Origin of the sequence: Lysinibacillus sp. NPDC056959, from assembly GCF_042674095.1 — a bacterium.
Classification (GTDB): Bacteria; Bacillota; Bacilli; order Bacillales_A; family Planococcaceae; genus Lysinibacillus; species Lysinibacillus zambalensis.
This window is the reverse complement of record NZ_JBHURE010000006.1, coordinates 1-24,820: the sequence shown is the minus strand read 5'-3', so window position 1 is coordinate 24,820 and position 24,820 is coordinate 1. Positions and strand designations below refer to the sequence as shown.

General features: G+C 34.7%; 29 protein-coding genes. 11 read left to right on the top strand and 18 right to left on the bottom strand.

The window, feature by feature from the left end:
- The first annotated feature begins 135 nt into the window (after positions 1 to 135).
- The 3 genes from ACFTQ7_RS09315 to ACFTQ7_RS09305 all read left to right on the top strand — a co-directional run bounded on the left by ACFTQ7_RS09315 (position 136) and on the right by ACFTQ7_RS09305 (position 3,324).
- Positions 136 to 2,301 carry an ATP-binding protein gene (locus ACFTQ7_RS09315; RefSeq protein ID WP_386828278.1) on the top strand — a complete coding sequence of 722 codons (2,166 nt, stop codon included), beginning with the start codon at positions 136 to 138 and terminating at the stop codon, positions 2,299 to 2,301.
- On the top strand, positions 2,294 to 2,920 hold the full coding sequence (locus ACFTQ7_RS09310) for a response regulator transcription factor (protein ID WP_386828277.1): 627 nt from the start codon (positions 2,294 to 2,296) through the stop codon (positions 2,918 to 2,920). Before ACFTQ7_RS09315 ends, ACFTQ7_RS09310 begins: the two co-directional genes overlap by 8 nt.
- Positions 2,921 to 3,123: 203 nt before the next feature.
- Positions 3,124 to 3,324: a cold-shock protein gene (locus ACFTQ7_RS09305; RefSeq protein ID WP_053592785.1), complete on the top strand. Its 201-nt coding sequence runs from the start codon at positions 3,124 to 3,126 to the stop codon at positions 3,322 to 3,324.
- A 69-nt stretch (positions 3,325 to 3,393) separates the two neighbouring features.
- On the opposite strand, the gene ACFTQ7_RS09300 is transcribed toward ACFTQ7_RS09305, so the two are convergent.
- The 3 genes from ACFTQ7_RS09300 to ACFTQ7_RS09290 form a co-directional block, all read right to left on the bottom strand.
- Positions 3,394 to 3,825, bottom strand: a complete 432-nt coding sequence (locus ACFTQ7_RS09300) for a hypothetical protein (RefSeq protein WP_386828276.1) — start codon at positions 3,823 to 3,825, stop codon at positions 3,394 to 3,396.
- Positions 3,826 to 3,836: 11 nt separating this feature from the next.
- A complete protein-coding gene (gene ccsB, locus ACFTQ7_RS09295) occupies positions 3,837 to 5,006 on the bottom strand; it encodes a c-type cytochrome biogenesis protein CcsB (protein WP_386828275.1) in 1,170 nt (389 codons plus the stop codon).
- Between the two features lie 100 nt (positions 5,007 to 5,106).
- Positions 5,107 to 5,343 carry a hypothetical protein gene (locus ACFTQ7_RS09290; RefSeq protein WP_386828274.1) on the bottom strand — a complete coding sequence of 79 codons (237 nt, stop codon included), beginning with the start codon at positions 5,341 to 5,343 and terminating at the stop codon, positions 5,107 to 5,109.
- Between the two features lie 741 nt (positions 5,344 to 6,084).
- Between ACFTQ7_RS09290 and ACFTQ7_RS09285 the strand changes: the two genes are divergently transcribed.
- Positions 6,085 to 6,990, top strand: a complete 906-nt coding sequence (locus tag ACFTQ7_RS09285; protein ID WP_386828273.1) for a DUF4261 domain-containing protein — start codon at positions 6,085 to 6,087, stop codon at positions 6,988 to 6,990.
- A gap of 895 nt (positions 6,991 to 7,885) precedes the next feature.
- Here ACFTQ7_RS09285 and ACFTQ7_RS09280 read toward each other — a convergent pair.
- Positions 7,886 to 8,305, bottom strand: coding sequence for a GNAT family N-acetyltransferase (locus tag ACFTQ7_RS09280; RefSeq protein ID WP_386828272.1), 420 nt, complete (start codon positions 8,303 to 8,305; stop codon positions 7,886 to 7,888).
- A gap of 80 nt (positions 8,306 to 8,385) precedes the next feature.
- Positions 8,386 to 8,868, bottom strand: coding sequence for a GNAT family N-acetyltransferase (locus tag ACFTQ7_RS09275; RefSeq protein ID WP_386828271.1), 483 nt, complete (start codon positions 8,866 to 8,868; stop codon positions 8,386 to 8,388).
- A gap of 199 nt (positions 8,869 to 9,067) precedes the next feature.
- On the opposite strand from ACFTQ7_RS09275, the gene ACFTQ7_RS09270 reads away from it, so the two are divergent.
- Both ACFTQ7_RS09270 and ACFTQ7_RS09265 read left to right on the top strand, forming a co-directional pair.
- Positions 9,068 to 9,652: a hypothetical protein gene (locus tag ACFTQ7_RS09270; RefSeq protein ID WP_386828270.1), complete on the top strand. Its 585-nt coding sequence runs from the start codon at positions 9,068 to 9,070 to the stop codon at positions 9,650 to 9,652.
- A gap of 293 nt (positions 9,653 to 9,945) precedes the next feature.
- Entirely contained in the window at positions 9,946 to 10,500 is a 555-nt protein-coding gene (locus ACFTQ7_RS09265) for a GNAT family N-acetyltransferase (protein ID WP_349659965.1), read from the top strand.
- On the opposite strand, the gene ACFTQ7_RS09260 is transcribed toward ACFTQ7_RS09265, so the two are convergent.
- Positions 10,471 to 10,653, bottom strand: coding sequence for a hypothetical protein (locus ACFTQ7_RS09260; protein WP_386828269.1), 183 nt, complete (start codon positions 10,651 to 10,653; stop codon positions 10,471 to 10,473). The two genes, ACFTQ7_RS09265 and ACFTQ7_RS09260, sit on opposite strands and share 30 nt — an antisense overlap.
- Before the next feature lie 328 nt (positions 10,654 to 10,981).
- On the opposite strand from ACFTQ7_RS09260, the gene ACFTQ7_RS09255 reads away from it, so the two are divergent.
- Positions 10,982 to 11,455, top strand: coding sequence for a hypothetical protein (locus ACFTQ7_RS09255; protein WP_386828268.1), 474 nt, complete (start codon positions 10,982 to 10,984; stop codon positions 11,453 to 11,455).
- A gap of 126 nt (positions 11,456 to 11,581) precedes the next feature.
- On the opposite strand, the gene ACFTQ7_RS09250 is transcribed toward ACFTQ7_RS09255, so the two are convergent.
- Both ACFTQ7_RS09250 and ACFTQ7_RS09245 read right to left on the bottom strand, forming a co-directional pair.
- Positions 11,582 to 12,136: a histidine phosphatase family protein gene (locus tag ACFTQ7_RS09250; RefSeq protein WP_386828267.1), complete on the bottom strand. Its 555-nt coding sequence runs from the start codon at positions 12,134 to 12,136 to the stop codon at positions 11,582 to 11,584.
- Between the two features lie 11 nt (positions 12,137 to 12,147).
- Positions 12,148 to 12,774, bottom strand: a complete 627-nt coding sequence (locus ACFTQ7_RS09245) for a hypothetical protein (protein ID WP_386828266.1) — start codon at positions 12,772 to 12,774, stop codon at positions 12,148 to 12,150.
- 524 nt (positions 12,775 to 13,298) lie between these two features.
- On the opposite strand from ACFTQ7_RS09245, the gene ACFTQ7_RS09240 reads away from it, so the two are divergent.
- A complete protein-coding gene (locus tag ACFTQ7_RS09240) occupies positions 13,299 to 13,475 on the top strand; it encodes a Spo0E family sporulation regulatory protein-aspartic acid phosphatase (RefSeq protein ID WP_386828265.1) in 177 nt (58 codons plus the stop codon).
- A 135-nt stretch (positions 13,476 to 13,610) separates the two neighbouring features.
- Positions 13,611 to 14,075: a hypothetical protein gene (locus ACFTQ7_RS09235; protein WP_386828264.1), complete on the top strand. Its 465-nt coding sequence runs from the start codon at positions 13,611 to 13,613 to the stop codon at positions 14,073 to 14,075.
- 179 nt (positions 14,076 to 14,254) lie between these two features.
- Here ACFTQ7_RS09235 and thrS read toward each other — a convergent pair whose 3' ends face one another.
- From thrS to ACFTQ7_RS09190, 9 genes are all read right to left on the bottom strand, one after another.
- A complete protein-coding gene (gene thrS, locus ACFTQ7_RS09230; RefSeq protein WP_386828263.1) occupies positions 14,255 to 16,177 on the bottom strand; it encodes a threonine--tRNA ligase in 1,923 nt (640 codons plus the stop codon).
- 630 nt (positions 16,178 to 16,807) lie between these two features.
- Positions 16,808 to 17,149 (bottom strand): putative periplasmic lipoprotein, encoded by a 342-nt coding sequence (locus ACFTQ7_RS09225; RefSeq protein WP_386828262.1) that lies wholly within the window; start codon positions 17,147 to 17,149, stop codon positions 16,808 to 16,810.
- Between the two features lie 100 nt (positions 17,150 to 17,249).
- Positions 17,250 to 18,038 carry a lipid II flippase Amj family protein gene (locus ACFTQ7_RS09220; protein ID WP_386828501.1) on the bottom strand — a complete coding sequence of 263 codons (789 nt, stop codon included), beginning with the start codon at positions 18,036 to 18,038 and terminating at the stop codon, positions 17,250 to 17,252.
- Between the two features lie 223 nt (positions 18,039 to 18,261).
- Positions 18,262 to 18,771, bottom strand: coding sequence for a hypothetical protein (locus tag ACFTQ7_RS09215; protein ID WP_386828261.1), 510 nt, complete (start codon positions 18,769 to 18,771; stop codon positions 18,262 to 18,264).
- A 198-nt stretch (positions 18,772 to 18,969) separates the two neighbouring features.
- Positions 18,970 to 19,434 carry a hypothetical protein gene (locus tag ACFTQ7_RS09210; RefSeq protein WP_386828260.1) on the bottom strand — a complete coding sequence of 155 codons (465 nt, stop codon included), beginning with the start codon at positions 19,432 to 19,434 and terminating at the stop codon, positions 18,970 to 18,972.
- A gap of 133 nt (positions 19,435 to 19,567) precedes the next feature.
- Complete coding sequence (locus ACFTQ7_RS09205; protein ID WP_386828259.1) at positions 19,568 to 20,050, bottom strand: GNAT family N-acetyltransferase; 483 nt, start codon at positions 20,048 to 20,050, stop codon at positions 19,568 to 19,570.
- A gap of 11 nt (positions 20,051 to 20,061) precedes the next feature.
- Positions 20,062 to 20,409 (bottom strand): DUF3147 family protein, encoded by a 348-nt coding sequence (locus ACFTQ7_RS09200; protein ID WP_386828258.1) that lies wholly within the window; start codon positions 20,407 to 20,409, stop codon positions 20,062 to 20,064.
- Positions 20,409 to 20,807: a MarR family winged helix-turn-helix transcriptional regulator gene (locus ACFTQ7_RS09195; RefSeq protein ID WP_386828257.1), complete on the bottom strand. Its 399-nt coding sequence runs from the start codon at positions 20,805 to 20,807 to the stop codon at positions 20,409 to 20,411. Before ACFTQ7_RS09195 ends, ACFTQ7_RS09200 begins: the two co-directional genes overlap by 1 nt.
- Before the next feature lie 279 nt (positions 20,808 to 21,086).
- Positions 21,087 to 21,719, bottom strand: a complete 633-nt coding sequence (locus ACFTQ7_RS09190; RefSeq protein WP_386828256.1) for a class I SAM-dependent methyltransferase — start codon at positions 21,717 to 21,719, stop codon at positions 21,087 to 21,089.
- Positions 21,720 to 22,268: 549 nt separating this feature from the next.
- On the opposite strand from ACFTQ7_RS09190, the gene ACFTQ7_RS09185 reads away from it, so the two are divergent.
- Both ACFTQ7_RS09185 and ACFTQ7_RS09180 read left to right on the top strand, forming a co-directional pair.
- Positions 22,269 to 22,922: a FusB/FusC family EF-G-binding protein gene (locus ACFTQ7_RS09185; protein WP_386828255.1), complete on the top strand. Its 654-nt coding sequence runs from the start codon at positions 22,269 to 22,271 to the stop codon at positions 22,920 to 22,922.
- A gap of 300 nt (positions 22,923 to 23,222) precedes the next feature.
- The gene (locus ACFTQ7_RS09180; RefSeq protein WP_386828254.1) at positions 23,223 to 23,759 is read left to right on the top strand and encodes a hypothetical protein; all 537 of its coding nucleotides are present in this window, start codon (positions 23,223 to 23,225) and stop codon (positions 23,757 to 23,759) included.
- Positions 23,760 to 24,192: 433 nt separating this feature from the next.
- On the opposite strand, the gene ACFTQ7_RS09175 is transcribed toward ACFTQ7_RS09180, so the two are convergent.
- Complete coding sequence (locus ACFTQ7_RS09175) at positions 24,193 to 24,645, bottom strand: group-specific protein (protein WP_386828253.1); 453 nt, start codon at positions 24,643 to 24,645, stop codon at positions 24,193 to 24,195.
- Positions 24,646 to 24,820 lie beyond the last annotated feature (175 nt).

Below are 24,820 nucleotides of genomic sequence, written 5' to 3'. Positions count from 1 at the left end.
TATTCCGAAAAAGCAATGGTGGTTTTCCGAAACAACTTTTTCGGTATTCCAAAATTACCAAAAATTATGGATAATATAATGGTACTTAAGATTGAAATGGGGCATTATTATCATGCAAATTAATGAGAGAATACAATGAGTAAATGGACATATAGTATTTTCATAACCTACTTACTCCTCGGGATTTATGTACTTGTAGTTGCATCACAAACTCCTTTTATTGGTATTTTACTAGACACAACTAGCAAACAACCAATCCTGACCGAGTTCTATTATCCAAATTGGGCACAGCAAAATAATATTGAAAAAAGCGATCTACTTCTGACAATTGATGACAAACCCGTTCGTTCTAATCAAATCGATTCTTTTGTACGTTGTGCAAAAAAACTGACAATTATGAAGCCTAATGGGGATGTTCAAACTGTTTCAATTAAGCATAAAGATATTCCGGAAGAATTTTATTTACAAATCATTTTTCCACTTTTTTATTTCGTTCTATCATTTGGTGTTGCTATCTATTTATGGCGAAGAAATACTGATAATCTACTAACTAGTCTACTAACTTTATTTTTATTAACCTGTTCTTTAGCTTATATAAGTACAGGAGCCTCAGCTAGAGGAAATCTAATTGGCGGATTTGTAATAAGTATTGGTATAATTTTATGCATAGTGCTTTTTATTCACTTCTTACAATTTTATTACCGTTACCTATGTATAGAATGGCCATACCTCAATACAAAATGGCTTTATTTAACACTACTATTTATACCTTGCTTGGATTTCATAAGAATAGTTAATTCTGACTTTAAGACGATCACAACCTTAATTAAATTAGGAATGTTTGCTGTACTTGTTCTCTATGCGATTTATATTTTACTAACGAGTTATTTACGAACGAAACTGGAAAAAATCCGTTTAATCACTATTGCATTTATTACGCCGTTCTTGCCGTTTTTACTGTTTTTCGTCATTCCTGAATTATTCGGGCGGAACCCTATTTTACATAGTGAAGTAGCTGCATTATTTTTATTGTTTATTCCTTTTTCTTTTATTTTCATCCAAGTGAATGAACGATTATTCGATATTGAATATCAATTATCTCGTTTACGTTATTATTCAACACTTGCCTTTTTTTGTGCATTACTATCAACTGCGGGTATTACCCTCCTGTTTATAGACAAATTATCAATTGTTAAAATTATTGGTGTCTTTACACTAGTTTTCCTTGTCATCATTGCTAGTTTCTATATAAAAGAGCAGCTTGATTTTAAATATCGAAAGATTATATTTTCATCTACCGGCGATTATGTACATAATTTATATGCTGCGGTTAATCGTATGGGGAAAGCAAAAAACCAGCAAGAATTACTGGATCAATTCAAGTATGAAATAACAGAAAAGCTTGGTACTACTGCCTTTACAATTACAACAATAACGGAAAGCACTCGTGATGAAGTTATTATGGGGAATCACCTACTATTACATGATACAGGTGAAGAAAAAATCATGTTACACATTAGACATGTATTACAAAAAGAAGAGCTTCTTTGGCTAGAGTTACTAGCCCTCTATGTCTCTATGTTTATTGAGAATTTAAAGCTCATTGAAGATTTAGTGTATGAAATAAAGCTTATGAAGGATCACAATGATACACAGCTTCCTTGGCTCGACAAATTATTATGGAATATCATTGAGAAGGAGAAAAGTATTTTAGCACAGGAATTACATGACACTATTTTGCAAGAGCAACTTCATTTAGCGAGAGAGTTAGATGTACTTACTAGCTCTCCTATTATTGATAAAGAAAAGGTATTAGATATTCGTGAGCAGTTACTAAATGCATCGAAGGACTTACGTGAGTATTGTGAGAATTTAAGCCCTCCTTTACTGGACACATTTGGGCTACAAATCGCCTTAAAAAAACTAATTCAAAAGGTGAAAATTCGAGCAGACTTTTTGTTAAAAGCACAAATAGAACGTGTACAATTTCAAGATGCCACTTTACATTTAGTCGTCTATCGCCTTGTGCAAGAGCTCTTAAATAATGCCATTAAGCATGCTGAGGCAACCGAAGTTTCACTAAGACTACAAGCGATAAATAGCGGTTTCATTCTCCAATACGATGATAATGGTATTGGCTGTAATATTGAAAGTTTAATGCAATCTTCAAATTCTATGGGCATTAATGGTATTCGAGAACGAGTCCGTGCTTTTAATGGAGACATCACAATAACCTCCAATTTAAATGAAGGAATGCATATAGTTATTCAAATACAAGAGGACGTGGATTCAGATGATTAATATTCTTATTATAGATGACCATCCTGTCGTTTTAGATGGTACGAAAACATTATTACAGGATTTAGCAAATGCCCATATAGATACGGAACAAGATAGCTCCGTTGTTCTGTCGAGAATGGATGCTCAATCTTTTCAATTATTTTTAATTGATATTAATATGAAGCCAATCAATGGCATCCAACTTTCTGAAATGATTAAGAAAAAGCAACCGGAAGCACTTATTTTACTCTATACAGGATATGAACTTTCCGATTATTACGAACTACTGATTGAGAAGAAGGTCGATGGACTATTATCAAAGCTCGCTACGAAACAGCAAGTGATTCAAACCATTGAAGCCGCACTTAGGGGCGAAATCTTACTAGCAGCTGATTTTTTAGATTTTGTACAGCAACGTACCAATCTTCCAAACGCGCAGCAAGATGTATTATTAAGTCAAAAGGAGCAAGAAATTTTACAGCTTGTCGCACAAGGATGTACAAATAAAGCAATTGCTTCAGCCATCGGGGTCACGCAACGCACTGTTGAAAATTATTTATCCAAGCTTTTTGTCAAACTAAACGTAGAATCTCGTGCAGAGGCCGTCATTGTCGCTAAAGAGAAAGAATGGTTAAAATAATGGAAATGTAAATTTTACATGACAAAATCGGAATATACTGGATAAATATTCGGAATTGTTATATAATCAGAACAATAATTACATTACTTCATCTTATCCGCTAAAATCACGTATTCAAAAGTAATACGAGCTTTTGAAAATGTGATATTTTCGCAAGCGATCGAAGCAATATGATTGTTTAATTTTTTTGGGAGGTTGTTCACATGACACAAGGTACAGTAAAATGGTTTAACGCAGAAAAAGGTTTTGGATTTATCGAGGTAGAAGGTGGAAATGATGTATTTGTACATTTCTCTGCTATTCAATCAGATGGCTTTAAAACTTTAGAAGAAGGCCAAAAAGTAGAGTTCGGCGTTGAAGAAGGTAACCGCGGACCTCAGGCTACTAATGTTGTAAAGCTTTAATTTATAGCTTTAACATGTAGATGCAAAATACAAGAGACATCCAAATTAATGGATGTCTCTTTTTTACGGTTATTTAATTTGTACAGCTTCAGATTTTGAATGATAGCATATAATATTCAAAATTCCTATATAAAACGGATAGAACAAGAGCATCGCAAAAAGAATGAACCCTTGAGCTGGCCCTGGTATATCCCCCCGATAAGTGATTGGATACACATTTACACATATAAAAATAAAGAACGCTGTATAAGGCATCCAAAAAATTGTTGTCCAATATACTAATCGACGATGCGCTATCCATTTATATGTAAGCATGTATAACGCATTAGTTGCTACAACAAAACCAACCGCATGTATAACTAATACTACGGTATCGAAATATTGTCCTTCCCATCCTGTGAGTCTCACAATGCGATAATAATTTACTTGCATTTCAAGAGAAATAAAGAATATTAACCCATATAACATACTCACTACATTCAGTTTAAAAAAATAATTCATTCACAACATCCTTATGCGTATGAATGTAAACCTGCAATAACTAAATTTACAAATACTTGATTAAACACAATAATTCCAAATCCAATAATCGCTAACCAAGCTGTCTTTTCCCCTTCCCAGCCTTTTGAAAGGCGGAAATGAAGGAAAGCCGCATAAAATAAAAATGTGATTAGTGCCCACACTTCCTTAGGGTCCCAACCCCAATACCTACTCCAAGCAATCTGTGCCCAAATCATAGCAAACAACAAGCCTCCAAGAGCAAATAACGGGAAACCTATGACAACTGCTCTATATGTAATTTCATCTATTAATACTGGCTGTACACGGTTTGTTAATGGCTTTAATAACACAATTAATCGTCTTCGCGTGATGAGCACAATCACCCCATATAAAATCGTTCCAACGATAAATGACCATACAATCGTATTCAATTTCTTCGCATCTAGCTTATTCGTAATCTGTAAAACACCAACCTGATCCCCACTAGCTGTTACTGCACCTTTATTGACAATTAGAGGCGTCATCGTATACTCGGCTGTTTCTTTCTTCTCTAGCTTATTTTCAAATTGAACCTCGATTTTATCTCCTGCTAAGTTAAAGTAGGTTGCCACTCCAATAAAGCCAATCACGACAATTAAGCAATACATAACAAATTCCAAAGCAACTGTACTCATCGAAAATTTAGAAACATCTAATGTTCGTAACAAATAAATAATACCCGTTGCAAATGAAACCGATAAAACAGCACTTGAAAAGGCAACAGTCATAACATGAATCGTTAACCAATTACTTTGTAGTGATGGAACAAGTGGTGACACTGTTTTTGTAAAAACGCTTCCATAACCGAGAATAATTAATGACACAGGGATAGTAAACAAACCTACAACGATTTGCTTATATAAAAAATGAATGATCAAATAACTACCAGTAAGCATAATGCCAAAGAACGTCATAAACTCATACATATTACTTACAGGTGCATGATCAACAGCAATCCACCTTAAAATGAAATAAACTAACTGTAAAGCAAATGCAATATATGTAAGTAGAAGCCCGATTTTTCCAAATATCTTTCCTTTTGATTTCACGGCAAGTCCAATCGGTATAATGGCGATCAGAAGTAAAATAAATGCCACGAAAAATGAATTACTACTTAAACTTAATAATGTTTCGTTACTCAATATAACATCCTCCAAAGTATTTTTTTGCTCATCTCCATAATGTGAGGTTGATTTTCGTTCCTACTGGACGCTTTGCCGCTGACGCTTCGCTTTCGCGCAGTTAAAACATTTGTAGCTGCCGCTTTGCTTTCGCTACAGAAAACATTTGTTGTTGCTGTCGCTTCGCTTTCGCACAGATAAAACATTTGCCGCTTTCGCACAGAGCAAAGCTTCCTGAGATTTTCCACCCTCCACTCCAACTTATATCAATGGTATTACCCTTCCCTCCCTGTTGTGATGAACCATTTTTTGAGGAAACTTTATAGTAGCTTCCAATAAAATCAACGTCATTCATCAAAGTAAGTGCCATCATTTCCCTTTAAATAGTTTTGTTTTTTCAGAATTGTTACAATTCTGTGGCGTAGAGTAGAGAACAAATCTCTAAAAAATGCCCTCATATCAAAAAAATAAACCATCTATAAAGGCAAATAGATGGCACAACTCTAACTACATCCTACTAAAATATGAAATAAAAGTCTATTTTAAAAATTATTTCTAAACTAAATCTTGAGGGACAAATTAAAAGACCTATACCCGGTGGAGTTCCGGAATAAGGTCTTAAAAGTGGCTTTACTAAATATGTCTAACTTTTTTGGGCCAGGTTATAAGTTGAAGCATTCCAAAAGACGCCCTCTTATTCAAGAAAAGCGCCCGATTGTGGAATACGAAATTCCGCACATACAGAATTATTTACCATACTATTGGTATCAAATACGGTTTCTTCCTATGTTTTTAAATCATCTTCATTTTCAATACGATACTCAATTGGTAACATTGAAGTTCGCTCCTTTTCAATAAAATTTCATCTTCTCTAGAATCGCCAACAATCTCGTCCGATTGCATAATACAAATCATTTCAAAACCATATGTTAAACTCAATCATTTTTTTAAAGATGTAAAACATATAGACACTCACAATTGGCAATGATAGGGAAAAAGTATGATGGGCGGTTGGTAATCTTTCGTGTATTCTTGATGAAGTTGATGAACACATCAATATCTGATTAAGAAAACAATACAGATTGAAGGAGAGTGCCTTATGAATGAAATCATAGAGCAAGAGAAAGACTTCGGATTTGCTAGAGTTTATGCTATTGAACTGCTGTTTAAAGAAAAGCCAGTTGTGGACCGCGAACTACTCTACAGCAAGATAGAACAATACATGGGGAAAACAGATCGACCACAAAATGAAAAGAGTGGGTCGCTGGCAGTATGGGAGCCCTATGAGCAACATGAGAAAGGCGAAATGCTTCACTTCTTTCATTTGAATTATATGGTGAAATATGCAGAAGGCGAAATGCCTGCACAAACAACGCTTACTGGCATGAATGTAGGTCCGATATCTGATTACGAAGCCGCTTTGCAGCAAAGTTGGCATTGGAATGAAGCAGGGCAAACGTTGCAAGAGTGTAGTCACGCGTTGTTACTTGTCGATATGATGGCATCTGGACTGGAGCCAAAAAAAAGATTGGAGCTACATACGAATGTTCTTCGTGCAATAGTGGAAACGGTCCCTTGCGCTGCGATTTATTTTAGAGAAAGCAATAAGTTGGTCGAGCCATCCGTGTTTTTGGCTGCTGTTGATGAGGGCGAAATGTTGTATGGAGCATTGAACATTCGGTTCTACAATGTTGAGGGTACTGGCAGTGAACGCCAGGAAGGTCTCATGGATTCCATTGGGCTTGCTGCACTAGGCATCCCTGATGTGCAATGCCACTTCTATGATATGGATACCAATGAGGTTGCAGGCTGCTTGACTAACTTTGCTTATTATTTGTTTAATCAAGGTGATATTATTACTGATGGAGAAACGATTGGTTTTACAGAGGAGATGCGTTGGCGCTGCGAGCATCAATATGCAATGGCTGTTCCGCACCGCATAGTCATTGATCTTGATCCCGGTGAGGGCAACTATGCAGGTCACCAGGGTGGGTCTGAAGAATAGTTGCTCCTTTGGGTATATTGTGGCGTCGGTCCTTTCAATACAACCAAAAGTGCGGAGCCTAATTTCAACGGTTTTAATCCTTGTGTACTAGTTTTATCAAAATTTGTTTCTAAAGCTTAAACTTTATTAATGGGGCCCCATAGATAATCGTGGTTATCATACCTTATCAAGGTCTAGATCGTTAAAAATCAGGGATGCTACATATTATATATGCTAAATATGTAGCATCCCTTTTATTTTAAGTTTCACAATCGCGCCCTTTAATGGAATAAACGATACGATTTAACGCATTAAATGAAATTATATCAAAAAATTAGGATAATTAATTGAGTATGAATACACCTAAAGCGTCGTTTAGTGACATTTTTTCTTTAGCGAAGATTTTAAGCTTTTTGTTTAAGATATTTGATTGAAAATATATAGGAATATTTGTAAAATAATTTATGTTATAAGTAAGTTTATAAATTCTGAAAGATTAAGTAGTAAGAATAAAGAGGTATTGAGAAACTTATGAAGAAAAAATTTTTACTATAATTAAATGGATAGCAGCAATATATTCTTTAGGGTACATTGTCTTTGGATATCCAAATGATACATATTTAATGCGAGCAATTACCGGTTTTATGATGACTATTTTTTCTATTAATGTATTAACTTATTTCTTTAAACGTATTGAAAACAAATTGAAAAATAAAAATTGATGCATTTTATTTTTTGTAAATGTACCCAAAACGCCTTTTAGTAATATTTCATAAAAGATTGTTATTCAATAATCTGGCCCGTTTGTTGAATAAAGAAATCCTATTTATAGTTAAGATTTCATTTACAATACTTTTAAATAAGCTCTTCATTTCGATAAGGCTAAAGAAACCTTATCACGAGACACGCCTTGCCCCTATTTATATTTCACATAAATAATTTCCGGATCTCCTTCATCTAAGTTTTCTATACACCCACTTTTTACAAAGCCTGCCGTTTCAAATACCTTATGCATACTAGTATTGGATTGGTTAGTAGAAGAAAAGATTTTTGGAGTTGCTGCCATTTCTACATAAAAAGCTAGTAACGCTGTGGCAATGCCCATTCTTCTCTCAGAGGGCTTCACAATAACTAATGAGATGAAACAGTTCTCAAAGAAATCATTCGTAAAAATAAGAAAACCACCAATCCCTTTTTCTGTTTGTTGAATGATACAACGTTTTTCGTTAATGGCTGTACGCAAATATCCGCTTCTTAAATAATCTCCAATTACTTCTTGATCAATCGCACATATTTCATCGAGATGCTCCATACGTGCTTCCACCAATTGCGTCATTTTGTTCACCTCATTCTTTAGATGCGAGAAGACTTTTGTTCAAAATTAAGTAGCTTCATCAATGTTTTTCTATCAAGCATTTAGCTGTTAATTTTACTTATGTAATAACTCATCACTTTAATCTCAGCCCTAAACCCTTTTGCCATCTTTCCTTCATCAACAAATCCGCATTTTTTATAAAGTGACTGCGCGGCAGTATTCGGTAGATTAACCCCTAACACAAGCTCATTAATAGTTGGAAAATGCTCTAAAACAAAGTCTGGCAAAAGCTTTAATGCCGCTTTCGCATAGCCTTTCCCCTGTTCATAAAAGTCTGTTGAAAAGGCACGGATTAAAATAGCCTGTTCATTTGAGGAATATGGCGTAACGCCCTCTTTTTCATGTAACACAAAGAATGTCACGAGCTTATCTTCATCAAAAACAAGAACGGCATGGCGATTTTTGTCCTGCTTTACTAGTTCAATACTCTCTTTCGGAGACATCGTATAGCGAAGCTGCTCCTCTGTGATCGTATATCGTTCAATTAAGAAATCATCTTTTTTTTCATAAAATTTCAATCTCATCAAAGCTCCCCTTTCATCTTAAGTCGTCGTTCTACCTTGGCGTAATTGTAACTGTCACATTACTTTTGCCACACAAAATAATCGCCACTGACGAATCAATAGTATACATTTCATATCGTATATTTCTATTAAAATATATTGAAAAAAAGAAAATATGATGTACTCTAACATAATTTAGGTTTTAGAAAAGGTGTTCAAATTGAAACTATTAGAGAGAGCTCAAAAACGAAAAGAAACTGCCATGCTCATTTTAGAAGAATTGAAGCTGCTAGAAAAATGGAATACCATTGGACAAGCTTATGTGGTCGGCGCTACAGCATATAATTTACTAGTGGATCACGATATCGATATCGAAACATTTTGTACTCACCCTAATGCAGCAGAAGCTATGGCGATATTAGCTGATTTAACTAGCAATCCGAAAGTTTTAGAATTAAAGTATCGTAATTATTTGAAAACACCATTTAATGGTATCTATTTTAAAATACAATATGAGCAAATGCCATCAGAAATTTGGAATATTGATATGTGGCTGTTTTCTGAAACACGAGAGGGCCCTCTATCAAGAGATTTAGTATCGTTAATGAACGATTCCTTAACAAATGAAAGTCGAAAGTATATTTTAACGATTAAAGAAGAACTTCTTAAGAAAACCCTAGTACTTCCTTCAATTTATGTGTATGAAGCAGTGTTAGACTACGATATTCAATGTACAGAGGAATTTCTTAACTGGATGGAGCAACAAGATGTAGACATTCAGACAAATTGGCGCCCTTCAAAATAATAAATAAAATCAAGTGTTTCCTTAAACATTTTTAAAACGATCACCATATCGTCCAGGTGATAATATCAACAAATATCATTCTTCCAGTCACAGATAACCTTTTATTTCCCTATTCAACAGACTTGAACAAAAATATCATTTCCACTAATAACCAAAAATGCTACTATAAAGTTATCTATACATATGGAGTTGAGTGAATGAGTGCGAAAAGTGCAGTAGATGTTTTGTTTAAACAACAAATAATCCAAGAGTTGTAAACTCTAACTGCAGCTCTTGAACAAGGGAGAAAACAAATGGAAAACTATTTTAAAGAATTTCTTACAGGGCAAGCTATTACATTACAGCAAATGACTTCCTCCGACCAAGAAGCATTTGTAAAAATTGAAAGTGAACTGAAGACGTTGTTACTGGCTAATGACGACATTCCCTTTCCAAATACCTTTGAGGATCATTCCTCATTCTTTCAAAGTATTAGTGGAAAAAAAGAGGAGTTTTTCTTCGGCATATTCGAAAAGTCGTCAAATGAGCTTATCGGTTCCTGTGCTGTCTATGGAATCAACTGGAAGAACAGTACTTGCTCTGTAGGCATTTCAATTGGAGAACAATGGCATGGTAAAGGGCTTGGAACGGATGCAATGAAAACTCTTATTCACTTTATTTTTAATTATATTTCCATTAATAAAATCAAGCTTCAGGTTTTCAGCTTTAATAAAGGAGCTATTCGTTCTTATGAAAAATGTGGCTTTACAAAAGAAGGTATTTTACGAAATGAACTTTTCCGTTTCGGTCAATTTCATGATGTAGTTTTATTTGGCCTTTTACGAGAAGAATGGAATCAAATAAAATAAGCTTTTTCCTCCGTGTAGAAATAATTCAGCATTCTCGATAAACCCACGAGCTACAATTTTTCGTCGATAAATTGTAGCTCGTGGGTAAAACAAATGATCATCAGCAGTTGAGTGATGATCAAACGTGTTATTCACTATGATTGTTCGTGGCATGTAAAGCTCCTCAACATCAAAGAAAAAATATTCTTCCATCTCATTCTTAAAAAAGTGTTGTTTATACGTTCAATTCCCCTACAAAAGACATTTAGCCTCCCATCTCCTTCCTGAGTGCCATCAGGCCTAATTATGCCAATACGAAAAGGATGGCCCAATAGTAATCATTTCCATTTCATAACTTAGAATATGATGTAACCTCCAAGGTGAAATGAACACTTTCTTACCTGAAAATGCTGAATAAGACTGAACATTATTTTTTTGTAAAGTGTTCAAAGTTATCTGATGGTTATATATGTTTTAAAAAAAATAAAAGGAAGTGACTTTGATGACTTGGCAATATGGTTCTTTTCCTGATGATATAGGCCCATGTCAACAAGAAGGGTCCAGAACTTGTGTTGGTGATATGTATTTTGTATGTAGAAATGGTCGTTGGAGACCTACCTACGAATATTGTCAGAGTGATAATACACCAACATGGCCACAATATCGTTATGGTCCACAGCTCTCACCACAATATCGTTCTATTGAAGATATGGGACCATGTCAACAAGAGGGGTCCACAGCTTGTATTGGTGATATAAGGTATTATTGTAGAAATGGTCGTTGGAAACCTACCTACCAATATTGTCCGAGTGATAATACACCAACATGGCCACAATATCGTTCTATTGGAGATATGGGACCATGTCAACAAGAAGGGTCCGCAGCTTGTATTGGAGATATTAGGTATTATTGTAGAAATGGTCGTTGGAAACCTACCTACCAATATTGTCCGAGTGAACTGTATCCCTATGACTAAATGTTTATACTATAAGTCAAGAACAAACATTGCATTCATAGCCTCAATGATTTCCTAGGTGTCGTCAGGCAGATACTTCTTCTCGATAAAATGAACCAAGGGGCTGCCAGTAGATAGCCCCTTCTCTTATTCTACCCAAACTCTTCGAACATCACTTAACACGAAATGCTGAAATGTAAGTTGATAAACATCAGGCATTGAAAGTCGATTCCAAAATGAGTAATCATATTGTACATCAAAATATTGTATCATTAAGACCATTATATTGCCGTGTGTACCAATCACTATATTGTCATTTGGATGGGCAAGGATAATTTTTTTCAACGTAGTAATAGCTCTTTCCTTGGCGGCTTCATTTGATTCTCCACCTTCAAATGCGAAATTCGGATGACTCCATACTTGTTGCATGGCCGTGTCAAAATCAATTATATTTCCATTAGATAGTGTTCTTTCTTTTAAAGAATCTACCTTACTTATTTCTAACTTATGCCCTTGTGCTATTCCTTCTACCGTCTGTACGGCTCTCTTATATGGACTTGAATATATAGCATGGATTATTTTATTGATAAATAATCTAGTAACACGATCCCGATCCTTCAAACCGTTATCAGAAAGCGGACGATTGTACTCATCAGCTGTATAGTGAGAATGCGCGTGTCTTACAAAGTATAGTACAGTCATAATCGTTTCCTCTATTTTTCTTCAGATTTTGCCTTCTTTTCTTTCACATAATTATATATATCTACCTTCCATATATCATCCTCTTTTAGTAAAGAAAATACCTTAAGGTAGTGAGAGCTTCCAAAAATTATATCCAATTGTACAACAGCTATACTTTCTGTGCTTGTTTCCTTATCCAATGAAATACTATCGTAGTACCTGTACATTAAATAATTTTGTTTATCCTCATCTAATAAATAATCTATATACTCTGCTATAAAGGTTTCTTTATCTGGAAGTTCATTGTTGTTGTAGGTAATTGCATATAATTTATCGAACTTATTTTCAAATATTAAATTCATCATAATTAACACCATTTCCTCTGGTGTAAAAGTCTTTATACTATTCATATTCCCATTGCTTAAAAATTCATCATATAAAACTCTTTTTTCCTCTGGCAATTCCTCTAAATATGTAAAATCATAGTCCCTATCAATAATAGGAGGTTTCTGTTTAGATTCTTCTTCATGTTGAATGGAATGGTTAGTGACTACCGTTGATTTTGGAGACTCTTCTGTTTTTGTTTTCACTTCTGAACATGCGATTAACATTAAACAAGAAACGATCATAACACTTAATAATAGTGACCTTAACTTCAACAATGTATCCCCCCTATTATTCAATAGATTCAAAACCCGCATTTCCACCATTCAATATATTTCGAAAATTCTCAACATTTTCAACCAAAGTAAAATCCCTTCAATTACAAACAACAAAGAAGTTTATTTGATAAATTGTGACAAGATATGAAGCCTATGAAATTTTCAGTCTATGACACCAAATATTTTTATAGTAAAAAAGATGCAAATCTATTAAACATCACCCTGCCCCTTTTCTAAAATCTAGCCAAAAAAAAACACTAATATTTTAGCATGAAGGGTAATGAAGTATATAAATAATACAATAAAAGTAATTTAAATAGTCTAAAATAATCACCATCACTATTTTTCATTTACTTCCCAATATAAGAATAAAAAAATTTTCCTATGACTAAATTACGAATTTCTCAACCTATACACAATGTGACATATTTTTCATTTTAGGTGAGATACAATGAAAAAGTTGAATCGAGGTCAATGTATTTCAAGAATATATGGAGAAAAAATAATAGGGGGAAAAGATTTTGGTTAATTATTTAACGCATAAACAATTCTTGAAGATGGAGATTGAAATTAAAAGAAAAATTATGTATAGAAAGGCAATGGATTTAGGTTTCACCCATCCAAGTGTGGTAGATTGTAGCCAAGAATTAGATGTCCTACTAAATAAATATTCAAAAACGATCAATAAAGCTAGCTAAAATTATTTTCGATGAGTCGTCTAGTTTTACCCTGTATTAGTTTTTGGTTATAAAACCTATTGTTGTTGTTAAAATACGTATAAATAACATAGAAATGGGCTATCTTCTTTATGACAGGAAAAAGGAGGCCAAATAATGCAGGTATTTATTTTATCACTGGTCGCTTCAAGCTTTTTACTACAGCAACCTCAAGATTCAGTAGAAAACACAACACCGGTTCTTTGCATACCTTCTAGAACTACATCTTATAAATACCCAAATAATCAATATCAAGCATTTCGTACTGAGAATGATTTTTATTATATATTAAATAGGACAATCTATGAGGAATATAACAATGCTACCTTGAACATTCGTCAAAGAATAGCCTTTAAGGACGTATCGAAGGCTGAGGAAACATTTAATCTAAAAACAAATTTTATACGTAAAAAGACAGACCTCTCTCAACATACTTTTATTCATCCCAATCGACAAGTATATTTTTTAGCATCCTTTAAGCAATTGGATCAGGAGACTTATCATAAATACCTGGTCATTGACGCTGAGACACAAACTATCCTTTTAGGAAATAGTAATTACCAAAGTAATACCATTAAATAATTGTATTTCGTTTGTTGTTTAATTTATTGTATGCTTGAAAATTGATTAATAGTAGCAAATTCAAAGAAAAAATTAACATTTTTAAGCAAATTCTGAAATCACCATTTATTTCATCACTGTTATAGCTCGACTCTTGGGAGTGACTTCCCCTAGAGTCGAGCTAAATTATTTTATAGAATTCATTTAATAGTTAAAGCTTTTTGCTGTATTTCTTGCTTTATTTCCTCAATAAACTGCTGTAATGTTTTTTCAATTAATGCTTGCTCGCCATATTTACGAACAGTAACATGTTGAGTATCCATTTCTTGATCACCGATCACTACAATATAAGGTATTTTTTTCATTTGTGCTTCTCGAATTTTTTTACCTAGCTTTTCTTGTCGATCGTCAATGCTTACACGGATTTGTTCGTTTTTTAAAGCATCAACAACTTGCTGTACATATGCTCGATGCTTATTTGCCACCCCAATAACTTTTACTTGTTGAGGTGCAAGCCACGTTGGGAACGCCCCTCCAAAATGCTCAATCAATATGCCTAAAAAGCGATCAATTGAACCGAATACCGCTCGATGAATAACGACAGGTCTTACTTTTTCATTCTGTTCATTGACATATGTTAAGTCGAATTTCTCAGGTAGTTGGAAATCAAGCTGCACTGTTGCACATTGATGACTGCGATGAATGGCATCTTTAATATGAATATCAATTTTTGGTCCATAAAACGCTCCGTCACCTTCATTTATTGTATAAGGGAATCCTAGATTCGTTAGTACGTTTTCTAACGCCGCTTCGGCTTTGTTCCAAAGTTCAAGTTCCCCCATATAATCAGCGGGACGTGTTGATAATTCAATATCGTATTGGAAGCCAAAAACCTGGTAAACCTCATCAATAATCTTTAGTGCAAGCGCAATCTCATCTTCAATTTGCTGTGGCGTAACAAAAATATGTGCATCATCCTGGCAAAAAGTACGAACTCGTAAAAGACCATTTAATGCGCCACTAAATTCATGTCGATGAACTTGCCCAAATTCAGCCATACGAATCGGTAAATCTCTATATGAATGTAAGTCATTTTTAAAAATCAGCATATGTCCAGGGCAATTCATAGGTTTTAATGCAAAGCTTTGGTCGTCTACATGAGTATAGTACATATTTTCTTTATAGTGATCCGAATGCCCTGACTGTTCCCATAAACGCTGGTTCATCATCGATGGTGTCCGTACTTCTTGGTAATCAAATTTTGCTTGTAATTGACGTAAATAAGACTCTAATTCATTGCGAATAATTTGACCATTTGCTAAATAAAACGGCATCCCTGGTGCTTCCTCTGAAAACATAAATAACTCTAGTTCTTTTCCTAGCTTTCGGTGATTGCGCTTCTCCGCCTCTTCTAGGAAAACAAAATGTTCCTCAAGCTCTTTTTTTGAGGCAAACGCTACACCGTATATACGCTGAAGCATTTGATTATTACTATCTCCTCGCCAGTAAGCACCTGACATATTCATTAATTTAAAGTGTTGTAATTTTCCTGTGGAAGGTACATGAGGTCCACGACAAAGATCATAAAAATCTCCTTGCTCATAAACCGTCACCACTTCATGCTCAGATATATCCTGTAATAACTCTAGCTTTAGCGCATCATGAGCAAATAACTGTTGTGCCTCTGCCCTCGTTACTTCTTTGCGCTGTATTTGTATATTTTCTTGAACAATTTGCTTCATCATTTTTTCAATTTGTTGTAAATCACTAGGCGCTAAGGAATGCGCAATGTCGATATCATAATAAAACCCATTTTCTATAACTGGCCCGACCCCAAATTGAGCATCAGGATATAAACGCTTAATAGCTTGCGCTAATAAATGGGCTGTTGAATGACGAATCACCTGAATTCCTTCTTTTGTGCAAGCATCGTACAGGGAAATTTGTGAATCCTCCACTATCGGGCGCGTCAAATCAATGATGGTTCCGTTCACACTCCCTACAATTGCCTTTTTACGTAAAGCGGGACTAATCGCTTGTGCAATGTCGGTTAATGTAACACCTTTTGAAAATACTTGTTGTTTACCATCTGGAAATTGAATGTTAATAACTTGATTTGACATGTTTTCTACTCCTTTATTATAAATTCTACCTCGGCATAATTGCGTCCGGAATCGGCTCTGTGCTAGCACAAAGAACTCCTTACCGATTCCGTGGCATCCGCCGGAGGCTGTAACTTCTTTCAGCTGATGTTTCGAAAGACGCTGAAAAGTGACTTAAAACCGCACTCATCTCTAACCTATAAAGGCTGGTGTCCTCTACTGAAAGAAGTGACAAATAAAAAAACACATGCTCGCGCCCCATAAAGGGACGAGCATGTGTTGATTACCCGTGGTTCCACCCAAATTCCCACTAGATGCTCTAGTGGCTCATTGTTATGCAGTAACGTTGCAAGTACGGTGCAAGTTTCCAAGCACTGCTCAAAGGTAGTAAGTTTCACTAGCTGCATTAGGAAGCTTTCAGCACATGCCTCCCTCTCTGTAAATCGCTTATCAAAACTCGTGTCCTTCTCATCGCCAATTCCATTGCTTTGTGAAATTGTTATTTACTGTAACAAATGCTCCAATACTTGTCAAATTTGAATATTAATTTTTATGAAACTATTTTGATTTCTCATCGAAATATGTCCTTACCTACACATTCCACTTTTTGCAGGAAAGTTGCGATATAATCGTAATCCCTAAGCTAAGTTTTCATCCACTTCGTACTTCTAAAGTCTCATTGTCAGAATGCCACTGAATATGAATAATTGGGGCAGCATCCTTTTTAAAAATTTTCGTACTTTCTTTTTTGGTTAAAATAAACTGTTTATCGGTATTTACTCGAACGTCATTGAAAGTTATTGATTCTTTTGACCCTTCTATCATTATTTGTAAATCACCTAAGTCTTTCTCTTCCCCTAGATAGAAAATTCGTAATCCCTCACTATGATATACAGCCTTCCAGTGCTCGCTTTTCGCTATATAATGTACCTCCTTCGTACTACAAGCAACTAACACAAACATCATCAAAATTAGGAAACATAACTTTTTCATTAAATATCGTTTTTCCTTCCCTAGAAAGTTATCTACTTCAAGCTCCCCTTTTTGAAAACTGTTACTCGGCTTCAATTGTGACGATCCGTGTAAACCCTCCTTATGTCATATATTGTGTAAACCAGGCAATATATTTTGCCCCTGGAATAAATAAAAGCTGTGCTAAACATGTACCTAGTAGCCTTGAACCCATCATCATCACAGATGCTTGTTTCAGACTTAAATAACTACCTCTTTGATTAATAACATCGTCTGCAAGAACAGAAATTTTAGGGTCAATAAATATTATTAGTAACATCGTTGCTACCCCATTAATAAGTCCTGATGCCATCACAGCAGTTGTTCCTCTTTCTGGAACTAATAAAGAGGCGTAAAGTGCTGACAGGACACCAATTGTATAGATGGCCGTTATCACGACATTGACGATAAATAATTTAACGGGGATATCACGCCAGTTAATTCCCTTTAAGTATGAAAAGCTTGGCAAATGGATATGTTTTATTCCACGTTTAACATACTCTAAACTAAAACCTTTTTTAAATAATGCTGGAATAGAACCTTTTTCCTCAGATAAATGGATAATGGCTCTTGAAAATATCGCTATAAAAGTCGGCAATAGTAGAATGCCGACTAAAGTACCTATGGAAGCGGCCCCAATAAGCACTCGGAATTGCTGCTCCACAAATACTAATGTGTTTTCTTTCGGTGCTGTGTCAGCTAAACTCCCAGTAAAAGGCTGCTGCATCATATTTGCCAACCTTGAAACCATAACCATCACATTGAACAAGGATAGTGCAGAGGCTAGTAATTTTACACGTGCGCCTGATAATCGAACTGCATACGCAAGTGTTTCTATCGAATGAATGATAAGAATAAATAAAGCAATCATGATCAATTTATTTGTTAAAATATCCAAAGTCTTGTACCTTCTTTTCGATTATTGATTTAGCATCGTTTGATCCAAGGTTGATCTCCTATCGTAATGAATACAACCGAGACACCTCTTCCCTTTAATATTTTACGAAATTCCCTTTAATAGGTTCCGTTATTTCCTACCAAATAGAAAAGCTATTCATCAGGCTTTTCCTCCTAACGAATAGCTTATTCTGTATCTATTGATTTACTGCAAAGTCATTTTTCCAGCTAGTTGAATCCGATAGCTGATAGGTCACCATATTAGCAGTAACAGCGAGAATCACACCTGCTCTAGACTTATCAGTAGCAATTGGGTCCTCTAGCACTAACACAACATATCCCTCACCCCGTCCCAGATGATCAATATCATTTGTAGCGTTTATTTCGAAGGTTGTATAGGTTGTCTCATTTGCAGCACTGAGTAATCTTTGCTCCTGATAGACCCCATTTCCCTTTAAATTATAGCAAACAGGCATCCATCCTTGTGACCAATCAATACTGCCTATTATTTCTTTTTTACGATGTGCTAGTTTGCCAATTGAAAATGTAAAATATATTTTCATAATAGCTTGACCTAATTCATTTACCCCTTCACATACAGCTGTTACTTCTAACTTAATATCCTCCTTCGAATGCTTCTGAATAACCACTAAAGTCACAGTGAAAATACAGATAACAAGTACTATACTAACGATTATAACTCCCATTTAGTCCCTCCCGACATCGCAATAGCTATTACTATTAGATTACCATGTTTTAGGAGTTTCAGTATTTTTTCACCAAACAATCTTATGAAATGACATAGGCATAAAGGATAAGACAAATAACGAGTATATCCAGACTGAGCCATTGGTGAAGACAAAAAAATCAGTGGGTAAGAAAACCCCACTGATGATAATTTCACTTCACTTTTTCTCTTGTAACTCGGCTGTTAAAGTAAATGGTATTTTTAAATATTTGTACTTAATCGTTATTTTTTTAATAGAAGGCGCTTCAACCTTTACTGCATAATGCTGAGGCTGCTTTCCAACGGCCTGGCGATCTATGTATTGACTAGGAAAAATGGTGATTTGCCTTAATTTATGATAAGTAATATTCGGATTACCAACCAGCTTCGTCTCCGCTTCGAACGGTTCAGATTTACTCACGACAAGCTCGGCACTTTCAGGCACTTTATCATTGACAAGTATTTGTTGAAGCTCTATCTCATGCAGTCCTTTATTTTCTATTTCTACGATTCTATTAGTAGAATCATCTGTAGGATTCGTATAGCTGTTCATGACGAGTGGTGGATTGCTTTTTAAATAAATGATGAAGGCAGCTCCCACTACTAGAACACTAAACAATAAAACAAATAGTAATTTTTTCATGTCATTCCTCACTTTCTTGCTACCTATCAAGTATAGCGAGAAATCGTAGGTGATGAAACCTCGAAAAATAGAATCAGGATTTTTCTTCATCTCCTCCTAACTTCTTTAAATCAACTAAAAACAACCTGACTCATTATAAGCCAGATTGCTTTGCTAATCGTATTTCATCACGTATTGGAATTCCATCATTGCCTATTAAAGGGATTTCAGGTTTATATGCTCTTGCTTGTTCGACCGCGTTTTGTATAATTCCCACTAAGTGATAACCTCTTTTTTGATAAAATTTTAATGCGTGTAAATTATCATTTGTCGTTAGAAGAGTAATTTTCGTACAGCCTTGTTCGAAAGCAATTTCTTCAACTGCTTGTACTAGCAATGAACCTATCCCTCTTCCTTCTTCAATACTATCAAGGGATATAATTTCACATTCTTCCTCACGCATAATATACGTTACAAGACCTAAAATCATGTTGTGTTCATCTACATAGACGAACCCCTCTAATTTACTACAGTCATAAATCCCACTGGAAATAACCATCTCTGTACTTCCCCAATGCTCTTTAAAAAATTGCAAAACATCACGTTGGGGTAATTGTTTAATAGGAATTATTGTCATTTATCATTCTCCTAAATAGAAAAATTAAACATACTAGCTATGACTTTTTGCACACCTAGAAATACTGCCCACGAAACAACGCCTAGTCCAATGGCAAACACGATATGGATCGATGATTTCATCGCCATATAAATAACAAATAGCATCACCATAGTTGCTGGTAGTCCAACAATTACACCAATCGTAAATCGCTGAATATGCTCACTCGGTTCACTTTGCACAGTAAGCCAAATGATGCTTAAAATACTGACAAGTGGCAGCGCTGCGATAATGCCACCATAGCTAGGAAATCTTCTAGCAATCTCCGTCACAATACCAATTACGGCAGCCGAGCATAAAATTTTTAAAAAGGTGTACATTATTTAGCCACCTCGCTTAATAATCGAAATGCCTGTAAAACCATTTGTTGATCTTCTTCTGAAAGCTGATTTAGTGCATGTTGCAGTTTCTGATCATCTAATTCTGTGTTTTTCTTTAAAACATGAAGCCCTTCAGTTGTTAAATGAATATGTACTTTACGTTGATCATCGATGTCCCGCTCCTTTTTCACCCAACGATTTCGCTCCAGCTTTTTGATATGCTCAGAAGCTGTATTATGGGAAATATTCAGTAACTCTGCAATATCACGCACTGCTACTTCATCTTCCTTTTGAATCATCTGTAAAATACGCACACTCTGATGCGAAATTGAATCTTCATGCGTTGAATGTAGATGGTAGAAAATAGATGTAAAATAGTTATTTATATCTTTAATCATCAAATTTGCTCCTTTATTATATCGTCGAAACCGATTATATCGTAATGAACGATATATTAAAAGAGAATTACCCCTAAACTTAAAAAGTTGAAATTTTCTAACTTTTTTAACGCGCGAATAGTTTGGTAGCCATTTAAAAGCAATTCAACATTAAGGAAGTTTTCCACATGCTAAATAAATGGGCTGTCTATTGGCAGCCCATTTACTAGTTATATAGAGATCCTAAAATTAAAGTATCTTCACAAATACACCCTTATGAAATTAATTCTATCGCATCTCCTACGCAAAATTTGCAAGAACAAAAACCCCACCACAATGCGAGATCGGATAAAATTCTAATTGGCATATTCCTTTTAATAAGGAGCTCATTTCCTCATGGACAAAGTAAATTTCATCATCATCCCAGTAGCAAATACTTTCTTCACGGCATTTTTCAAGGTCCGCTCTTGTATGAAACGCGATATCACCGATAAAAATTTTGCCTTCAGGTGTTAGATGTTGCAATAATTCTTTAATGTATTGCACCTTCATTTCATCAGTAAAATGATGCAACGCATAGGTGCTGATAATAGCGTCATATTTTTGATGAAGAAGTGCCGTTGGCAGCCCTTTTGACAAATCCCACTCCATTAAGTTTGCATCAGGCATTTTTTCTTTGGCAATTTCCATCATTTTTGAGGAAAAATCGAATCCATTGATCATATGCCCATTGTCATATAGCTTTGCCGTTAACACCCCTGTGCCAAATCCAATGTCTAATACAGTGGACTTTGGAATGTGCATGACCTCATTAAAAATCGTATTTAATACTTCTTTATATCCTGCAAATGGATATTGGTTGCTTTCTTCACTTAGCTGAACCGTTTGATCGTAACCATCAGCCCATAAATTAAATCCTTGTTGACTTAGCATAATAGTCCTCCTAGAGTTTCAATAGTATAAGAATTCGGAAGGTCTATTAGCACTATATATCCCATGTTAGTTACTAACAATCCCTCTCCATACATATAAATTTTCATGACCTATAACCTGTTTCATAAAAACTCCCCCTTTCAATTTCAAGTTCATCACCTTACTGTGTAGGGTATTTTCCGTTTCACTGGGCACTTTTTTGTAGGCGTCCAATCTCCACTCCAATCAACCTATACACACGACATGCGTCTTTTAAAATGTCATCCAAAACTATTAGCAATGAACAAATATTAAACTATTATACCATTTTTTCTCATTAAATAAATTAAATTTTCTAACTTTATATAATTCCTAAAAAATGTTATAATAATGGTGAATTTCTTTTCAAGGAGGAATCGAAATGGACGCATTCTTTTGTAATGCTTGCTCTAGACCAAACACTTTACAGGTCAAAGAGGTCTAGAAAAGTTAACGCAATTAACATAAATTGAATGATCTCTTTAGGCCAGTAAACTTTATTAAAAGCCTACTATTTAGGAGTGAATTCAAATGGAAAAACAAACAATTCAGCCGTTCTTAACGGTCGCAAACTATCATTTACTTGAGCAACAAATGAATAAAATTATACAAACACTTGCAACGACAAAGGATAAAAACGTTATCTTAGCCGTACATGGTATTGTTGAAAGCGAAATTACAGCAAAATTAGCGCTATCCACTGCGGAAACTCAGCTAATTGAACAGCTTTTTAATGTGACAGATCGCGCTCATGGCGAAGCGTATTTAGAGCGCTTAAAACCATATGTCATCCCTTTTAAAGCAGTCACTGCTAGCACACTGAAGAGCCTATTTAAAAAGGAAAAAAAGCTCAAGCTACCGAAGCTTGAAGAAATGGACTTTCAGCAGATTTGTTATTTAGCTTGGGATGATCCCAGTACACATCGAAAATATGTCGTATTGGAACAAGATGAACAGCTAAAAGCGATTAAAGGTACTTTCTCTAACAATACAATTAAAGGAATATGTGCACTATGTAACCGCCATTCTGAAGTTGGCCTATTTACTACTTCTGTAAAAGGGCAAGTCGTTGGAACGTTCACGAACTATAGTAATTACATTTGCGCAGATAGCCAAACATGCAATCGACATGTAACGGATATAGAAAAAACAAAAGCGTTTTTCGAGCGCATTACTCAAAAATAAAATTAAGCCTTCTCCGTTATGGAGAAGGCTTTTTCAATGGTCTTTATTACGATCGAAGCGGATTGTGATTTACTTTTATAATCGACGAGTCAATAATAACAAAGCCAAGCATTAAAACAATGATTAAATCGAGTAAAGCTGTATACATGACACCATAGTGTGACAAACCACAGTGCGTTTAGTTCTTTAGCAATTGTGGGTTCCATAAATCCTAATCTTTATGCACTAAAAACACTGACAATACTTCCCATTATTAATACAATTTAATAGAACTTATACATAAAGGAGACTATGTTACAAATGAAGAAAAAACTAATTTTCAGCGCTGCTCTAGTTCTATCTCTCGGACTGGCTGCTTGCGAAGAAGATAAGACAAAAGAAGAACCAAAAACAGAGGATACGCAACAACCTGTTTCTGCTAAAGCAATTGATATCGATATGGCACTTGCAAATGATAAAAGCATCCCTCTAGAAAAACGTATCGCCAAAATAGCTACTGATTTATTCGGAACTACTACTACTGATGGAAATGATCGAAATATCACTGTTGAAAGCATGGGAGATAGCTATTATTTAAAGATGATGAATGACGAAGCAGCAACAAAAAAGAATGCTCTAGATTATGCTCAACGAAATACAGTTGAATTACTTAAAGTATTAAAAGATGTAGAGGATTTAAACAATATCCAAATCAATTGGCAAGCTAACTTTATTAACACTAACCCTGGATCTGCTATGACTGTGCTGTTTAAAGAGAAGGACTTTGACAAAATTGATTTAGCTAATTTCAAAACAACTGACTTAAAAGAGATGGCTACATATTATCATGTGACATAATAATTTTATGTAAAAGTATAAATTACAACAAATGTCACTCAGGTTTTTATTTGAGTGAATTTTCATTGTGTATTTAAAACTGTTTACGACCTCTTTTGTTTCGATTGATACATTTATTCTCCTTGGATATTTGGCTCATCTTTATCTATCCTAATTTAATTGTCGGTACTTCTTTCCCCCTACCTAAACAAAAAATACCAGGTACTCACATTTTTTATTAGCGCCTGATTCATAGGTTATTGCTTTCAGGAATTTTATTAAAATCGAAACCTTTAAACGATACAATTCTTAAAGGCCCTGATGCAGTTTTCTCTAAATATTGAATCTTAAAGCATAGTCTAGATTCCAACCACATCAAATCTCTTCCTACCTTATTGGAATAAACAAAAAAGGTATTGGGAATTAATTTCCCTCAATACCTTTTTTTGTATTATTATGGGTTTTCAAACCCTTCTAATAAATTCGACACAATTTCTGTTCTATTTAAAAAAAGTTCTTGAATCGGTAAAACTGCATAAGATAAAGAGGAAGTTGTAGAAAATAATTGTTGTTTATCGTAAATAATATTTATCTTAAATTGACTATTATTAAGATTATACAATATTAGAGACTTTGATAACTCATTATATATTTCTTGTCCGCCTTCACTTTCAAATAATCTTTCTATAGCTATTTTCCCATAGAATCCATTCCACCAAGATAAAAATAATTTAACACTTTCTGAAAATCCAAACTCTCCATTTACATTTCTATCAAACAGTTGCCGGTATAATGAACCATCATTTTCCAAAACCCCATTACTATCGTAATATTGATTTTGCACATTTATATATATTACTTCATTCCATATCTCTTTAAATTTAATGTTAAATTTCCCCTTTGGCAAGATACCCCAACTCGAGCTGTTAAAATTAGGTAATATAGGCTGCAGATTATTATTACTATTATTATTTAAAAATAAGTTTTGGCGAATAGTAGAATCAAGTTGAACACTTTAGAAAAATAAAAACATCGTACGCGAAATCGTGTATTATTGAGGTTCCTACACCAATCAATAAGAA

What these genes read in the sequence shown, in the direction of transcription:
- ACFTQ7_RS09225 (WP_386828262.1), bottom strand. Translation starts at nt 17,149, where the DNA reads ATGAAAAAGTTATGTTTCCTAATTTTGATGATGTTTGTGTTAGTTGCT.
- ACFTQ7_RS09185 (WP_386828255.1), top strand. Translation starts at nt 22,269, where the DNA reads ATGGAAAAACAAACAATTCAGCCGTTCTTAACGGTCGCAAACTATCAT.
- ACFTQ7_RS09190 (WP_386828256.1), bottom strand. Translation starts at nt 21,719, where the DNA reads ATGCTAAGTCAACAAGGATTTAATTTATGGGCTGATGGTTACGATCAA.
- ACFTQ7_RS09210 (WP_386828260.1), bottom strand. Translation starts at nt 19,434, where the DNA reads ATGAAAAAATTACTATTTGTTTTATTGTTTAGTGTTCTAGTAGTGGGA.
- ACFTQ7_RS09250 (WP_386828267.1), bottom strand. Translation starts at nt 12,136, where the DNA reads ATGACTGTACTATACTTTGTAAGACACGCGCATTCTCACTATACAGCT.
- ACFTQ7_RS09310 (WP_386828277.1), top strand. Translation starts at nt 2,294, where the DNA reads ATGATTAATATTCTTATTATAGATGACCATCCTGTCGTTTTAGATGGT.
- ACFTQ7_RS09265 (WP_349659965.1), top strand. Translation starts at nt 9,946, where the DNA reads ATGGAAAACTATTTTAAAGAATTTCTTACAGGGCAAGCTATTACATTA.
- ACFTQ7_RS09260 (WP_386828269.1), bottom strand. Translation starts at nt 10,653, where the DNA reads ATGCCACGAACAATCATAGTGAATAACACGTTTGATCATCACTCAACT.
- ACFTQ7_RS09305 (WP_053592785.1), top strand. Translation starts at nt 3,124, where the DNA reads ATGACACAAGGTACAGTAAAATGGTTTAACGCAGAAAAAGGTTTTGGA.
- ACFTQ7_RS09285 (WP_386828273.1), top strand. Translation starts at nt 6,085, where the DNA reads ATGAATGAAATCATAGAGCAAGAGAAAGACTTCGGATTTGCTAGAGTT.
- ACFTQ7_RS09255 (WP_386828268.1), top strand. Translation starts at nt 10,982, where the DNA reads ATGACTTGGCAATATGGTTCTTTTCCTGATGATATAGGCCCATGTCAA.
- thrS (WP_386828263.1), bottom strand. Translation starts at nt 16,177, where the DNA reads ATGTCAAATCAAGTTATTAACATTCAATTTCCAGATGGTAAACAACAA.
- ACFTQ7_RS09280 (WP_386828272.1), bottom strand. Translation starts at nt 8,305, where the DNA reads ATGACGCAATTGGTGGAAGCACGTATGGAGCATCTCGATGAAATATGT.
- ACFTQ7_RS09205 (WP_386828259.1), bottom strand. Translation starts at nt 20,050, where the DNA reads ATGACAATAATTCCTATTAAACAATTACCCCAACGTGATGTTTTGCAA.
- ACFTQ7_RS09195 (WP_386828257.1), bottom strand. Translation starts at nt 20,807, where the DNA reads ATGATTAAAGATATAAATAACTATTTTACATCTATTTTCTACCATCTA.
- ACFTQ7_RS09180 (WP_386828254.1), top strand. Translation starts at nt 23,223, where the DNA reads ATGAAGAAAAAACTAATTTTCAGCGCTGCTCTAGTTCTATCTCTCGGA.
- ACFTQ7_RS09200 (WP_386828258.1), bottom strand. Translation starts at nt 20,409, where the DNA reads ATGTACACCTTTTTAAAAATTTTATGCTCGGCTGCCGTAATTGGTATT.
- ACFTQ7_RS09235 (WP_386828264.1), top strand. Translation starts at nt 13,611, where the DNA reads ATGCAGGTATTTATTTTATCACTGGTCGCTTCAAGCTTTTTACTACAG.
- ACFTQ7_RS09220 (WP_386828501.1), bottom strand. Translation starts at nt 18,038, where the DNA reads ATGATTGCTTTATTTATTCTTATCATTCATTCGATAGAAACACTTGCG.
- ACFTQ7_RS09300 (WP_386828276.1), bottom strand. Translation starts at nt 3,825, where the DNA reads ATGAATTATTTTTTTAAACTGAATGTAGTGAGTATGTTATATGGGTTA.
- ACFTQ7_RS09315 (WP_386828278.1), top strand. Translation starts at nt 136, where the DNA reads ATGAGTAAATGGACATATAGTATTTTCATAACCTACTTACTCCTCGGG.
- ACFTQ7_RS09275 (WP_386828271.1), bottom strand. Translation starts at nt 8,868, where the DNA reads ATGAGATTGAAATTTTATGAAAAAAAAGATGATTTCTTAATTGAACGA.
- ACFTQ7_RS09215 (WP_386828261.1), bottom strand. Translation starts at nt 18,771, where the DNA reads ATGGGAGTTATAATCGTTAGTATAGTACTTGTTATCTGTATTTTCACT.